We start from the raw sequence: 14,493 nt of genomic DNA, 5'->3' as shown, positions 1-14,493 counted from the left end.
AGTAGAAAAATATGTTTTTTAAGTTTTTCTTCAGAAATTACTTGACTAAATAAAACCAAAGCTGTATAATAAGACAAATCTTTAAAACAGGAGGTTCTGGAAATGAAAAAGTCTAAGGCCAAGTATCTGACACTTGCAAGTGTCGTGTTAAGCGCAGGTATCTTACTGAGCGCATGTGGAAACTCAACTAGTTCTTCTAAAACATATAACTATGTTTATTCGAGCGATCCATCTAGTTTGAACTATCTTGCAGAAAACCGGGCAACAACCAACGACATCGTTACTAATTTGGTAGATGGATTGATGGAAAATGACCAATACGGTAACTATGTTCCATCGTTGGCAGAGGATTGGACTGTTTCTCAGGACGGTTTGACCTATACTTACAAATTGCGTAAGGATGCAAAATGGTATACCTATGAGGGTGAAGAATACGCCCCTGTAACGGCGCAAGATTTTGTCACTGGGTTGAAATATGCTGCTGATAAAAAATCCGAAGCCTTGTACCTGGTTCAAGACTCTGTAGCAGGTTTGGATGACTATATCAACGGGAAAACAACTGACTTTTCAACTGTCGGTGTTAAGGCGATTGACGACCAAACAGTTCAGTATACTTTGACACGTCCAGAACCTTATTGGAATTCTAAAACAACTTCAACCATTCTCTTCCCTGTCAATGCAGACTTCCTGAAATCAAAAGGGGATGATTTTGGTAAGGTAGATCCTTCTAGCATTTTGTACAGTGGACCTTTCTTGATGAAATCTTTTGTTTCAAAATCTGTTATCGAATATAAGAAAAATCCAAATTACTGGGATGCTAAAAATGTCTTTGTGGACGATGTGAAATTGACTTACTATGACGGCAGTGACCAAGATGCCCTAGCTCGTAACTTCGTAGAAGGAGTATACAGCTACGCGCGTCTCTACCCAAATAGCTCAAGCTTTGAAGGAATTAAAGAGAAGAACAAGGATAACATCATCTATAGTATGCAAAACGCAACTTCTTATTACTTGAACTTCAACTTGGACAGAAAATCTTATAACTTCACGTCTAAATCCTCAGATATCGAAAAGAAATCTACCCAAGAAGCAGTTCTGAATAAAAACTTCCGTCAAGCCTTCAACTATGCTTATAACCGTACAGCCTATGGAGCACAATCTCAAGGGGAAGAAGGAGCAACAAAGATTATTCGTAACCTAGTGGTACCTCCAACCTTTGTAAGTATCAACGGAAAAGACTTTGGCGATGTTGTTTCAGAAAAGATGGTCAACTATGGCCAAGAATGGCAAGGAATCAACTTTGCAGATGCGCAAGATCCATACTACAATCCTGACAAGGCTAAAGCTAAATTTGCAGAAGCTAAGAAAGAATTGGAAGCTAAGGGTGTACAATTCCCAATTCACTTGGATGTATCTGTAGACCAATCAGCTAAAAAAGGTGTACTTGAAGCGAGCTCTTTGAAACAATCCATCGAATCTGTTCTAGGAGCTGAGAATGTGGTTATCGATATTCAACAATTATCAACAGATGACTACGATAATTCTAGCTACCTCGCTCAAACTGCAGCTCAAAAAGACTTTGATATCTATAATGGTGGTTGGAGTGCTGACTACTTGGATCCATCAAGCTATCTAGATATCCTAAATGTCAATGACGGCGGTATGTTACAAAACCTTGGTCTAGAACCAGGTGAGGTTAATGACAAGGCTAAGGCAGTTGGTCTGGATACTTACACTCAAATGTTGGAAGAAGCGAACAAGGAGCAAGATCCAGCAAAACGTTATGAAAAATATGCTGAAATTCAAGCTTGGCTCGTTGATAGCGCCCTTGCAATTCCAAACGTTTCTCAGGGTGGAACACCTGGCTTGAGAAAGACAGTTCCATTCTCAGCGCCATTCTCACAGGCTGGAAATAAGGGTGTCGAATCATACAAATACCTCAAGTTGCAAGATAAGACTGTAACGACTGATGAGTATGAAAAAGCTAAAGAAAAATGGCAGAAAGAAAAAGAAGAATCAAATAAAAAAGCCCAAGAAGAACTGGCAAAACACGTTAAATAACCAGTCTATTCAACAGGAAAAACGATAGTTTCTTAAGGAACTATCGTTTTTATATAGTTTGAAACTATAACTAGCTCTTGAAAACAAGAAAATGAGTTAGTGAAAATAAATGATACAATAGTTACTATAGATTTGGAGGTATTGTATGAGCAAAGAACTACACATCAACACAATTTTGGCCCAGGCGGGAATCAAGTCAGATGAGGCTACAGGTGCCTTGGTAACACCGCTTCATTTTTCAACCACTTATCAGCATCCGGAGTTCGGTCAATCTACGGGATTTGACTATACCCGTACTAAAAACCCAACTCGCAGTAAGGCGGAGGAAGTCTTGGCGGCAATCGAATCAGCAGATTATGCCCTAGCGACGAGCTCAGGAATGGCTGCGATTGTACTGGCCTTTAGCGTCTTTCCAGTAGGAAGTAAAGTCTTGGCTGTGCGAGATCTGTATGGAGGTTCTTTCCGTTGGTTCAACCAAGTCGAGCAAGAAGGCCGGTTCCATTTTACCTATGCCAATACAGAAGAAGAGTTGATTGCTGAGTTAGAGAAAGATGTGGATGTTCTCTATATCGAAACGCCAACCAATCCCTTGATGTTGGAATTTGATATTGCAAAACTAGCCAAACTAGCTCATGCCAAGGGTGCCAAGGTAGTGGTGGACAATACCTTCTACAGTCCGATTTACCAACGTCCGATTGAAGATGGTGCGGATATCGTTCTTCATTCAGCCACCAAGTACTTAGCCGGGCACAACGATGTCTTGGCTGGGGTGGTTGTGACTAATAGTTTAGAACTATATGAACAACTGTTCTACAATCTAAATACGACTGGTGCGGTCTTGTCACCATTTGATAGTTATCAGTTGATTCGTGGTCTTAAAACTCTACCTCTTCGTATGGAGCGTTCTACAGCCAATGCCCAAGAAGTCGTTGCCTTTTTGAAGGATTCACCTGCTGTCAAGGAAGTGCTCTATACTGGACGTGGTGGTATGATTTCCTTTAAAGTAGTGGATGAAAAGCGTATTCCTCATATTTTAAATAGCTTAAAGGTCTTCTCATTTGCAGAAAGTTTGGGTGGGGTAGAGAGTCTGATTACCTATCCGACAACTCAGACTCATGCGGATATTCCAGCAGAAGTGCGCCATTCCTATGGCTTAACAGATGACCTCCTGCGCTTGTCAATCGGGATTGAAGATGCTAGAGATTTGATTGCGGACTTGCGCCAAGCTTTGGAAGGATAAGACAGATATGGGAAAATATGATTTTACAAGCCTGCCCAATCGTTTTGGGCACCATACCTATAAATGGAAAGAAGCCGAAGCTGATCGAGAAGTTCTACCAGCCTGGATAGCGGATATGGACTTTGTAGTTTTGCCTGAAGTTCGACAAGCTGTACAAGCCTACGCAGATCAGTTGGTCTATGGCTATACTTATGCAAGCGACGCTTTGATTCAGTCGGTTCAAGAATGGGAAGCCAGCCAACACGGTTATCACTTTGACAAAGATGCTCTCGTCTTTATCGAAGGAGTGGTACCAGCTATTTCAACAGCCATTCAAGCCTTTACAAAAGAAGGAGAAGCTGTTCTGATTAACACACCAGTCTATCCACCTTTTTCTCGCAGTGTCAAACTGAACGATCGCCGATTAATTACCAATTCTTTGGTAGAAAAGGATGGGCTGTTTGAGATTGACTTTGATCAGTTGGAGAAGGATATGGTGGAAGAGGATGTGAAGCTTTATATCCTTTGCAATCCCCACAATCCTGGGGGCCGTGTTTGGGAAAAGGAAGTGTTAGAAAAGATTGGTCATCTCTGCCAAAAACATGGTGTTTTGTTGGTTTCAGATGAGATTCACCAAGATTTGGCCCTCTTTGGTCACAAACACCAGTCATTTAATACCATTGATCCTGCTTTTAAAGACTTTGCCCTTATCTTGAGTAGTGCCACTAAAACCTTTAATATTGCTGGGACCAAGAATTCCTATGCAGTTATTGAAAATCCAAAGCTTCGAGTGGCCTTTCAAAAACGCCAGTTGGCCAATAACCAGCATGAAATCTCAGGCTTGGGTTATTTAGCGACAGAAGCTGCCTACCGTTATGGTAAGGACTGGTTAGGAGAACTAAAAGAAGTTATCGAGGACCACATTAACTATGTAGTGGATGTTTTGGGCAACGAAACCAAGATTAAGGTCATGAAACCACAAGGTACCTACTTGATCTGGCTTGATTTTTCAGCCTATGACCTAACGGTAACGGATGACCGCTTGCAAGAGCTTTTGAAGAATGAAGCCAAGGTTATCCTCAACCGAGGCTTGGATTTTGGAGAGGAAGGAGCCCTTCATGCCCGCCTCAATGTTGCCATGCCTAAAATACTTTTGGAAGAAGTTTGCCAACGCATCGTGACTGCTTTTGCTACACTTTAAAAATCCAGCCTTCTAGGAGAAAAGTCTTCCTAGAAGGCTATTTTCATAGGGGAAAATGTGGTATAATGAAAAGATAAGATAAAGGGGTAACTATGGCTAAATTGATTCCAGGAAAGTTGCGCATGGAGGGTGTTACTCTCTATGAGACAGGCAAGATTGAGATTATCAAGGAAAAAGGGAATCGCCTCTATACTCGTGTGGCGGGAGAAGACTTGCGCTACAGTTTAGAGGATGATCTTGTTTTTTGTGCTTGTGATTTTTTCCAAAAAAGAGGATACTGTGTTCACCTCGCAGCGCTTGAGCATTATCTGAAGAACGATGAAGAAGGCCAGGTGATTTTACAAGCCTTAGAAAAAGGACATGAAGAGCAAGAAGAGGTCGAAACCAAGGTTAGTTTTGGTGGTAGTTTTTTGGAGCGTATTCAACCTCAGAAACGAGAGAAAATCTACACTTTATCGGCTCAAGGTCAGGTAGAAGCTGGAACCAATCGCCTCCTTTGGACTCTCCGAATCGGTTTAGTTGATAGTCAAAAATATTATGTCATTCGTGACATCCCTCTCTTTTTGAAGGTCTTGGTCCATCGAAAGCCATATATGATTGGGAAACACCATGAAAATGACTTGTCTTGGGATGCTTTTGATACAGCTAGTCAAGAAGTTCTTACTTTTTTATGTGGCTTGATTGAGGAGGGACTGAGTCAAGACCTCTTTTTCCCCAATCAAGGTCGTCACCTCTTTTTCCCTCTGAGCTTTTTTGAACAGGGAGTGGAGTTGCTGATGAATTTGGAAGATTTTCATTTCGAACATCAGATTACTAGTTATGAAAATCTTCTCTTTCATGATTTAGATCCAGATGCAGAACTGTTCTCTTTTTCCGTGCAGGAGTATCCTGATTATTTTGAGATGGAGATTTCTGAAAGTGAGCGAGTCAACGTATTCTATGGGGGAGCAGTTCTATTTCGTAAGGGGAATCTTTATCTCTTAAATCCTAAACAAATCAGCCTACTAAAGGAAATCAAGGAGCTTCCTCAGGAGGAAAGAGGGAGAAAATGCCTCCAGTTTGACAACAGTGATCGTGACCGCCTAGCCGCCTGTCTGCCTTTGTTTGGACAGCTAGGAACAGTTTCTGCTCCTGAGCGCTTACAAATACGATCCTTTTCACCAATCTTTTACTTTGATAGGGAGGATGACGGCCGCATTCGCTTGGATATCCAGTTTGACTATGGAGAGGTTAAGGTGACTAGTCGTCAACAGCTGGAACAATTACCATTTTCAAGCGATGCCGTCTTGGAAAATCAGCTATTTCAAGTCTGTTTAGGGGCTGGTTTTGAGGCTGATTTTCAGTCTTGGAGACAGGCTTTGAAGCCAGAGGCAGTTTATTCTTTCTTTCACCATACGATTCCAGCTTTTGAGAAGTTGGGACAGGTTTTCTTGTCTGATGAGATGAATCAGCTCTATAGTGTTCAAGCTCCTCAGGTTCAGATTGAGTCCAAGGGAGGACTGTTGGAGATTCAGTTTGATTTCCAAGGGATTGCCCAAGAAGAGATTGATCAAGCTCTTAAAGCCTTGACCAGCAATCAGGATTTCTATATCAGTTCTTCTGACCAAGTGTACTTTTTTGATGAGGAAACCAAGCAGATCCGTCAGAATTTGCAGGAACTGGGGGTTGAACTAAAAGATGGCTCTTTCCAAGCTAGGAAATCTTTAGCTTATAGTCTTTCTCAGCTTTTTGAAGGTCGCGATCGGATAGCATTTTCGGAGGAATTTCAGCATTTAGCTCATGATTTGACCCATCCAGAGGATTTTCCTTTGGGAGATATACGAGTTCAGGCGAGTTTGAGAGACTATCAGGAAAAGGGAGTCCGTTGGCTCCAGATGCTTCATCACTATGGTTTTGGTGGCATTCTGGCAGATGATATGGGACTGGGAAAAACATTGCAAACTATCGCTTTTTTGACTAGTCAGGTGACCGAAGATAGTCGGGTCTTGATTTTAGCGCCGTCAGGTTTGATCTACAATTGGGCAGATGAATTTAGGAAATTTGCCCCACAGTTGGATTTGGCTGTCGTTCATGGTTTGAAAGCGAATCGAGAAGCGATTCTTTCTGAAAATCACCAAATCTATGTGACTAGCTATGCCACCTTTCGTCAAGACAGCGAGCTTTATCAAGAGATGGCTTTTGATTTTCTCTTCTTAGATGAAGCCCAGGTCATGAAAAATGCCCAGACCAAGATTGCTCAGAGTTTGCGCCAGTTTGTGGTGCCAGCAGTTTTTGCTTTGTCGGGTACGCCCATCGAAAATCATCTAGGAGAGTTGTGGTCTATCTTCCAAATTGTGCTACCGGGGCTCTTACCTAACAAGAAGGAATTTATGAAATTACCGGCTGACCGGGTCGCGCAGTTTATCAAGCCCTTTGTCATGAGGCGTAAGAAAGAAGAAGTCCTTACAGAACTGCCTGATCTGATCGAAGTCGTCTATAAAAATGAACTGGAAGACCAGCAGAAGGCCATCTATCTAGCCCAGTTGCAACAGATGCGAGACCGCCTAACACAAGTGACAGATCAAGAATTCCAGAGAAGTCGGGTAGAAATCTTATCTGGTCTCATGCGTTTGCGCCAGATCTGCGATACGCCATCTCTTTTTATGGACAATTACCAAGGAGCCAGTGGTAAATTGGATAGTCTCCGAGATTTATTGCTACAAGTGGCTGATGGTGGGCATCGGGTCTTGATTTTCTCTCAATTTAAAGGAATGTTGGAAAAAATCGAGCAAGAGCTCCCAAATTTGGGCTTGACTTCCTTCAAAATCACAGGTTCAACTCCTGCTCAAGACAGACAGGAGATGACTAAAATATTTAATCAAGGGGAAAGAGATATCTTTCTCATCTCCCTTAAGGCGGGTGGTGTCGGTCTCAATCTGACAGGAGCTGACACCGTCATCCTAGTGGACCTCTGGTGGAATCCTGCTGTCGAGGCTCAGGCTATCGGACGAGCTCACCGAATGGGACAGGAGCGGAAGGTAGAGGTTTACCGTTTGATTACTAGAGAAACCATTGAAGAAAAGATTCAAGAACTCCAAGAACAGAAGAAACACCTGGTTTCCCAAGTTTTGGATGGGACAGAATCGCGTGCGAGTCTTAGTCTGGCAGAAATTCGAGAAATTTTAGGGATTTCTGAAGCCAGCACTTGAAAAATCAAGACAATACGCTATAATAAAGTGTTGAAAGGAAATACAAAATGAAACAAGATCGATTTCCACTGGTGTCAGATGATGAGATCATGCTGACTAAAATGCCAGTCATGGACTTGTACGATGAGTCAGACTTTATTAGCAATATCAAGGGTGATTACCGCGATAAAAACTATTTGGAATGGTCTCCTATCAATGAGGAACAGGCTGTAACTCCTTCGGCAGCTAACAAGGAGTCAAAACCAGGCCCAGAACCTAAAAAAGTTGAAAAAACGTATGCTGAATTGGCTCGAGAAGAGGCGCGTGCGGATCTGAAGAAGAAACGTTCGGCCAAGTATTTGACTCAGGATGTTAGTCATACTAGACGACACAATGGTTCAACACTTGTTCGTCAAGGAAACCAACCAACAGCACCATTTCAAAAGGAAAATCCAGGTGAGTTTGCCAAGTTTAGTAAAAACTTGAGCCAGTCCCACTATATTCTAGCCGAGGAAGCTGACCAGGTAGTAACTCCAACTCCGAAATCTCAAACGGAAAATGCTAAAAAGAACAACTATGATTTTCTAAAGAAGAGTCAAATCTATAATAAAAAGAATAAGCAAACGGAACAGGAACGTCAGGTTGCTCAAGAGTTGAATCTGACAAGAATTACTGAGTAAGGGAGAAAAACATGTCAAAAACATATCATTTTATTGGAATCAAGGGATCAGGGATGAGTGCCTTGGCCTTGATGTTGCATCAAATGGGACACAAGGTTCAAGGTTCAGACGTTGAAAAATACTATTTTACTCAACGTGGACTAGAGCAGGCAGGAATTACGATTCTTCCTTTTGATGAAAAGAACCTGCAAGGGGATCTTGAAATTATTGCTGGAAATGCCTTTCGTCCAGATAACAATGTTGAAATCGCCTATGCCGACAAAAATGGTATCAGCTACAAACGTTACCATGAATTCCTAGGCAGCTTTATGCGTGACTTTGTCAGCATGGGGGTTGCAGGAGCGCATGGTAAGACATCAACAACAGGTATGCTGTCACACGTCTTGTCTCACATCACAGACACCAGCTTTTTGATCGGAGACGGGACAGGTCGCGGCTCAGCCAATGCCAAATATTTCGTCTTTGAATCAGACGAATATGAGCGTCACTTCATGCCTTACCACCCAGAATACTCTATCATCACCAACATTGACTTTGACCATCCAGACTACTTTACAAGTCTAGAGGATGTTTTCAATGCCTTTAACGACTATGCCAAACAAATTACCAAAGGTTTGTTTGTATATGGTGAGGATGCTGAGTTGCGTAAGATTACAGCCAATGCTCCAATCTATTACTATGGTTTTGAAGCTGAGAGCAATGACTTTGTAGCTAGCGATCTCCTTCGTTCAACAACTGGTTCGACCTTCACCGTTCACTTTCGTGGACAAGAATTGGGTCAATTCCATATCCCGACCTTTGGCCGTCACAATATCATGAATGCGACAGCTGTTATTGGCCTTCTTTACACAGCAGGTTTTGATTTAAACTTGGTCCGTGAACACTTGAAAACTTTTGCAGGTGTTAAGCGTCGTTTCACTGAGAAAATCGTTAATGATACAGTGATCATTGATGACTTTGCCCACCATCCAACAGAAATCATTGCAACCTTGGATGCAGCTCGTCAAAAATATCCAAGCAAGGAAATCGTGGCAATCTTCCAACCGCATACCTTTACAAGAACCATTGCCTTGTTGGACGAATTTGCCCATGCATTGAATCAAGCAGACGCCGTCTACTTAGCGCAAATCTATGGATCAGCCCGTGAGGTGGACCATGGTGATGTCAAAGTAGAAGACTTAGCCAATAAAATTAACAAGAAACACCAGGTTATCACTGTTGAAAATGTTTCTCCACTCCTAGACCATGACAATGCTGTTTATGTCTTTATGGGGGCTGGAGACATCCAAACCTATGAATATTCATTTGAACGTCTCTTGTCTAACTTGACAAGCAACGTCCAATAAGGAAAACAGATGGAAATTCCAATCATAATAAGGCAAGCTACCTTATCAGATTTAGAAGAAATGTTGGCGATTGAAGAAGCCAATCCTACATCAGAAGAGGCATTTAGTCGCCAATCCTTAGAAGAGAGTATCCGCAAGACTGCGGGTACCTTTCTTGTAGCTGGGGATGAAAATCAGCTCCTAGGCTATATTTTAGGAGAATCTCAGTATCTTCATCCCACATGGATAGAAATAAAATCATTTGCTATTCATCCTGACCATCGCGGGCAAGGCTTGGGGACCCTTCTTCTTGCTAGCTTGAAACAAGTGGCAGTGGAAGGGGGGGATGAGTATCTTCGTTTGACTTGTCCTGATGACTTGCTCTCTTATTTTGAGATGAATGACTTTGTTGAGGAAGAAGTGCCAGAAGCTTCATGCGCAAGATTTTCGGGATGGAATCTGATTTGGGCCAATCCTTTTTATCAGGAGGAAGTATGAAAATCAGACAAGCAAGATTTTCGGATTTAGATCAAATTTTAGAGATAGAGCTGGAGAATTTCTCCCTTGAAGAAGCCATTCCTCGTGCGGTCTTTGAGGCGCACTTACGTGAAATTCAGACCAGTTTTCTCGTAGCCGAAAAGGAGGGACGTATCCTTGGGTATATCGAAGGTCCAGTCGTCCCACATCGTCATCTACAAGATCAGTCCTTTACAGAAGAGATAAAAGACTATAGCCATCGACCTGGAGGTTATATCTCTGTGACCTGTCTCTCCATAGCTAAGGAGGCACAAGCCTTGGGCGTGGGGAAAAGACTGTTAAGGGCTCTGAAAGAAGTTGCTTTAGAACATGAACGAGAAGGTATTAATTTGACCTGTCATGACTATCTCATCCCTTATTATGAAAAAAATGGCTTTGTTAACGAGGGGGTATCCCAGTCAAGCTTTGCGGGTGAAAGTTGGTATGATATGGTTTGGCAACCTTGAAAAATGAGAATCATAGCTATAGAAAGGGATGTTTTGTTGCTTTTCTGTAACTTTTAAGATATAATATTATGGATTGTCAACAAGGAGGTAATGCTTTTGACTGAAAAATCAAGAGAAGAAGAAAAATTAAGCTTTAAAGAGCAGATTCTACGTGATTTAGAGAGAGTAAAAGAACAAGATAGAAAAGAGAAAGAAGTAGACATTCCAAATCTGACAGCTTCATCATCTCAAGCTAGTTCAGTAACTCCTGCAAATCCTGAATCTGATGCTTCAACAGAAGAGTTGATGGCTGATTCCCTATCTGTTGTCGATAAAATTCTAAAGAATGCGCCGAGTGTTCCTCCACTTTCGAGTGCTGAAGCTGATAAAACGGATGAAAAAGAGGATAAAGAGATTAGACAGCCTGTCATTGACAAGATTGAAGTTGTAGAATCTGAAGAACCTCTAGTAGAACCGATTCATCCAGCTGAAGAACCTGTAGTGGAGTCCGTTCAACCTAAGGTGGAACCAGTTGAACTTGAACCTGAAGAAAAAGAATTTAACGATACTCCGACCAAGATAGATGTGACTTATAAGACAGAAGAGGCCAATACATCAGTTGCTTCTTCTGAGAATAAAGCTGAAGCACTAGCTTCAACTGGATCCTCAGACAGATTAACGGAGGAATCACGTCGTAACCGTCGCCGTAAAGGTAAAAAACCAACCAAGAAAAAGAAAAAATCAAAAGCCAAAGGTTTTCTAGTAACCTTTTTAGTCATCTTGGTGCTTGTGGCTGCTGGTGGATACTTTGGGTACGGTTATGTTCAAGACTCTTTGAAACCTGTTGATGCGAGCTCTAAGGAGTATATGACAGTTCAAATTCCAGAAGGATCAAATGTGCAACAAATTGGGAGCACTTTGGAAAAATCTGGTTTGGTCAAACATGGACTTATCTTTAGTATTTATGCTAAGTATAAGGGTTCAGACTTGAAGTCAGGTTATTACAATTTGAAGAAGAGCATGAGTACGGATGACTTGATTCAAGAATTGCAAAAAGGTGGAACTCCTGAACCTCAAGAACCAGTGCTTGCAAACTTAACTATTCCGGAAGGTTATACCTTAGAGCAAATTGCTCAGACAGTAGGTCAACTCCAAGGTGATTTTAAAGAACCTCTTACAGCGGATGCTTTCATGGCAAAAGCTCAAGATGAAACCTTCATCTCCCAACTAGTAGCCAAGTATCCAAACCTTCTTGGAAGTCTTCCAACAAAAGACAGTGGCGTTCGTTATCGCCTTGAAGGTTACCTTTTCCCAGCAACCTACACTATCAAAGACAGCACCACAGTTGAAAGCTTGATTGATGATATGTTAGCAGCTATGGACAAGGCCATGTCACCGTATTACACTACGATCAAAGAAAAGAATCTGACAGTTAATGAATTGCTCAGTATTGCTTCTCTTGTCGAAAAAGAGGGTGCTAAGACCGAAGATCGTAAATTGATTGCGGGAGTCTTCTATAACCGCTTGAATCTTGGTATGCCACTTCAAAGCAACATTGCTATCTTGTATGCTGAAGGAAAACTTGGCCAAAAGATTAGCTTGGCTGATGATACTGCAATTGATACTACGATTGATTCACCTTATAATGTTTATACACATCTTGGCCTCATGCCCGGCCCAGTTGATAGTCCAAGCCTCGATGCTATTGAAGCAAGTGTAAATCAGACAAAGAGTGAGTACTTATACTTTGTAGCTAATGTTGAAGACGGTAAAGTGTACTTTGCAACGACAAAAGAAGAGCATGACCAAAACGTTGCAGAACATATCAATAGTAAATTAACACAATCAAGTAGTTCAAACTAAAATTATGTGGTTTTCCACATAATTTTGTTTTAAAAAAGTAATAGAAAAGAAAGTTGAAAAAATGGCAGAAAAAACTTACCCAATGACCCTTGAAGAAAAGAAAAAGTTAGAAAAAGAATTAGAAGAATTGAAACTCGTTCGTCGCCCTGAAGTCGTAGAGCGTATCAAAATTGCTCGTTCGTACGGGGATCTTTCAGAAAATAGCGAGTACGAAGCAGCAAAAGATGAACAAGCTTTTGTTGAAGGTCAAATTTCAAGTCTAGAAACAAAAATTCGCTATGCTGAAATTGTCAATAGCGATGCGGTTGCCCAAGATGAGGTAGCAATCGGTAAGACAGTAACAATCCAAGAAGTCGGTGAAGACGAAGAAGAGGTCTACATCATCGTTGGTTCTGCAGGTGCAGATGCTTTTGCTGGTAAAGTATCAAATGAAAGTCCGATTGGCCGTGCTTTGATTGGCAAGAAGACTGGTGATACTGCAACGATTGAAACACCAGTTGGTAGTTATGATGTCAAAATCTTAAAGGTTGAAAAAACAGCCTAAATAGAATGAAAACGGAGTAGTGGAGGTCTTGACTTGCTCAACTCCTTTTTGATTTTTTGAATAAATAGGAGACTATATGAATTCAAATAAGAAAAAAAATAAAATGGAGCGTGGTTTAACCAATCGCCATGTTCAGGTGATGGCCATTGCGGGGACAATCGGAACAGGACTTTTCCTAGGTGCTGGTCGTTCTATCAGCCTTACTGGACCTTCTATCATCCTGATTTACATGATTACAGGAGCCTTTATGTTTTTGATGATGAGGGCTGTTGGGGAGATGCTATATCAGGATCCAGAACAACATACTTTTATCAACTTTATCACCCGTCATTTGGGGAAAGGCTGGGGGTATTTCTCTGTTTGGTCTTATTGGTTGTCTGTTGTCTTTATCGGTATGGCAGAAATCACTGCGATTTCGCATTATGTTCAGTTTTGGTTTCCTTCTTGGCCTAGTTGGTTGATTCAGATTGTTTTTTTAACGATTTTGGCTTTGGTCAATCTGATTGCGGTTAAGCTCTTTGGAGAAGTCGAGTTTTGGTTTGCTATGGTTAAGATTGTGGCTATTTTAGCTATGATTGCAACAGGGGTCTTTATGGTCTTGACAGGATTTGAAACACCATATGGTGCCGCAAGTCTGGCAAATATCAGCAATCAATTCTCTCTTTTCCCAAATGGAGTCATGAACTTTGTCATGGCCTTTCAAATGGTATTTTTTGCCTATCTGATGATTGAATTTATCGGAGTGACAACCTCTGAAACGAAGAATCCTCGTCAGGTTTTGCCAAAAGCAGTTAAAGAAATTCCTCTCCGAATTGTCTTCTTCTATGGTGGTGCTCTATTAGCCATTATGTCTATTATTCCCTGGAGAGAACTTGCTTCTTCAGATTCACCATTTGTAACGGTTTTTGAGCTAGCAGGTATCAAGTGGGCGGCAGCTCTGATTAACTTCGTCGTTTTGACGTCGGCCGCATCTGCTCTTAATTCGACCCTCTATTCAACAGGGCGACACCTCTACCAGATTGCCCATGATTCACCCAATCGCTTCTTAAAAGCGATCAAGGCAGATACTCTTTCTCGCCATAATGTTCCACAAAATGCTATTATTGCTTCAGCAATCTTAATTGCTCTGGCTGCCTTTATCAATGTTTTGCCAGGTGTTTCCGATGCCTTTGCTTTGATTACGGCGTCTTCATCAGGTGTTTACATCGCGATTTATATCTTGATCATGGTGGCTCATCTCAAATACCGCAAGTCACAAGACTTCATGGCGGATGGCTACCTCATGCCCCATTATCGTTTTCTAAATCCTTTAACCATGCTCTTCTTTATCTTTGTCTTTGTAACCCTCTTTTTACAAGAATCTACCTTTATGGGAGCAATTGGTTCAGCTATCTGGATTATCGGTTTCGGAATTTATAGTCAGTGGAAATTTAGAAAATAACTTATGAACTCATCAACTCAGCTTGGTGAG

The 14,493-nt window shown here is 41.5% G+C and carries 11 protein-coding genes; all 11 read left to right on the top strand.

From position 1 onward, the window contains the following. Positions 1-102: 102 nt before the first annotated feature. The 11 genes from MK396_RS06815 to MK396_RS06765 all read left to right on the top strand — a co-directional run bounded on the left by MK396_RS06815 (position 103) and on the right by MK396_RS06765 (position 14,463). Entirely contained in the window at positions 103-2,061 is a 1,959-nt protein-coding gene (locus MK396_RS06815) for a peptide ABC transporter substrate-binding protein (RefSeq protein WP_268724099.1), read from the top strand. Between the two features lie 145 nt (positions 2,062-2,206). Continuing rightward, positions 2,207-3,301: a cystathionine gamma-synthase gene (locus tag MK396_RS06810; RefSeq protein WP_000031946.1), complete on the top strand. Its 1,095-nt coding sequence runs from the start codon at positions 2,207-2,209 to the stop codon at positions 3,299-3,301. 7 nt (positions 3,302-3,308) lie between these two features. Beyond that, entirely contained in the window at positions 3,309-4,481 is a 1,173-nt protein-coding gene (locus tag MK396_RS06805; protein WP_268724098.1) for a MalY/PatB family protein, read from the top strand. A 92-nt stretch (positions 4,482-4,573) separates the two neighbouring features. Continuing rightward, positions 4,574-7,669 (top strand): DEAD/DEAH box helicase, encoded by a 3,096-nt coding sequence (locus MK396_RS06800; protein WP_268724097.1) that lies wholly within the window; start codon positions 4,574-4,576, stop codon positions 7,667-7,669. Positions 7,670-7,716: 47 nt separating this feature from the next. Beyond that, on the top strand, positions 7,717-8,328 hold the full coding sequence (locus tag MK396_RS06795) for a cystathionine gamma-synthase (protein ID WP_268724096.1): 612 nt from the start codon (positions 7,717-7,719) through the stop codon (positions 8,326-8,328). A gap of 11 nt (positions 8,329-8,339) precedes the next feature. Next, a complete protein-coding gene (murC, locus tag MK396_RS06790; protein WP_268724095.1) occupies positions 8,340-9,674 on the top strand; it encodes a UDP-N-acetylmuramate--L-alanine ligase in 1,335 nt (444 codons plus the stop codon). A 9-nt stretch (positions 9,675-9,683) separates the two neighbouring features. Then, positions 9,684-10,151: a GNAT family N-acetyltransferase gene (locus tag MK396_RS06785; RefSeq protein WP_125840737.1), complete on the top strand. Its 468-nt coding sequence runs from the start codon at positions 9,684-9,686 to the stop codon at positions 10,149-10,151. Beyond that, complete coding sequence (locus tag MK396_RS06780; RefSeq protein WP_125840736.1) at positions 10,148-10,636, top strand: GNAT family N-acetyltransferase; 489 nt, start codon at positions 10,148-10,150, stop codon at positions 10,634-10,636. The genes MK396_RS06785 and MK396_RS06780 overlap by 4 nt, the downstream gene beginning before the upstream one ends. A gap of 90 nt (positions 10,637-10,726) precedes the next feature. Beyond that, positions 10,727-12,478 (top strand): endolytic transglycosylase MltG, encoded by a 1,752-nt coding sequence (mltG, locus tag MK396_RS06775; RefSeq protein ID WP_125840735.1) that lies wholly within the window; start codon positions 10,727-10,729, stop codon positions 12,476-12,478. Between the two features lie 61 nt (positions 12,479-12,539). Then, on the top strand, positions 12,540-13,022 hold the full coding sequence (gene greA, locus MK396_RS06770) for a transcription elongation factor GreA (RefSeq protein WP_268724094.1): 483 nt from the start codon (positions 12,540-12,542) through the stop codon (positions 13,020-13,022). A gap of 76 nt (positions 13,023-13,098) precedes the next feature. Further along, positions 13,099-14,463 carry an amino acid permease gene (locus MK396_RS06765; protein ID WP_268724093.1) on the top strand — a complete coding sequence of 455 codons (1,365 nt, stop codon included), beginning with the start codon at positions 13,099-13,101 and terminating at the stop codon, positions 14,461-14,463. Positions 14,464-14,493: the final 30 nt, after the last annotated feature.

Origin of the sequence: Streptococcus oralis (genome assembly GCF_026782235.1) — a bacterium.
Lineage (GTDB): Bacteria > Bacillota > Bacilli > Lactobacillales > Streptococcaceae > Streptococcus > Streptococcus oralis_CC.
Note: the sequence above shows the minus strand (reverse complement) of the source record. Positions and strands in the feature narration are given on the sequence as shown.

Bases quoted from the DNA above. Each gene is read 5' to 3' on its own strand.
- MK396_RS06785 (WP_125840737.1), top strand. From the start codon at position 9,684: ATGGAAATTCCAATCATAATAAGGCAAGCTACCTTATCAGATTTAGAA.
- MK396_RS06795 (WP_268724096.1), top strand. From the start codon at position 7,717: ATGAAACAAGATCGATTTCCACTGGTGTCAGATGATGAGATCATGCTG.
- MK396_RS06805 (WP_268724098.1), top strand. From the start codon at position 3,309: ATGGGAAAATATGATTTTACAAGCCTGCCCAATCGTTTTGGGCACCAT.
- MK396_RS06765 (WP_268724093.1), top strand. From the start codon at position 13,099: ATGAATTCAAATAAGAAAAAAAATAAAATGGAGCGTGGTTTAACCAAT.
- MK396_RS06780 (WP_125840736.1), top strand. From the start codon at position 10,148: ATGAAAATCAGACAAGCAAGATTTTCGGATTTAGATCAAATTTTAGAG.
- MK396_RS06800 (WP_268724097.1), top strand. From the start codon at position 4,574: ATGGCTAAATTGATTCCAGGAAAGTTGCGCATGGAGGGTGTTACTCTC.
- murC (WP_268724095.1), top strand. From the start codon at position 8,340: ATGTCAAAAACATATCATTTTATTGGAATCAAGGGATCAGGGATGAGT.
- MK396_RS06815 (WP_268724099.1), top strand. From the start codon at position 103: ATGAAAAAGTCTAAGGCCAAGTATCTGACACTTGCAAGTGTCGTGTTA.
- greA (WP_268724094.1), top strand. From the start codon at position 12,540: ATGGCAGAAAAAACTTACCCAATGACCCTTGAAGAAAAGAAAAAGTTA.
- MK396_RS06810 (WP_000031946.1), top strand. From the start codon at position 2,207: ATGAGCAAAGAACTACACATCAACACAATTTTGGCCCAGGCGGGAATC.
- mltG (WP_125840735.1), top strand. From the start codon at position 10,727: ATGCTTTTGACTGAAAAATCAAGAGAAGAAGAAAAATTAAGCTTTAAA.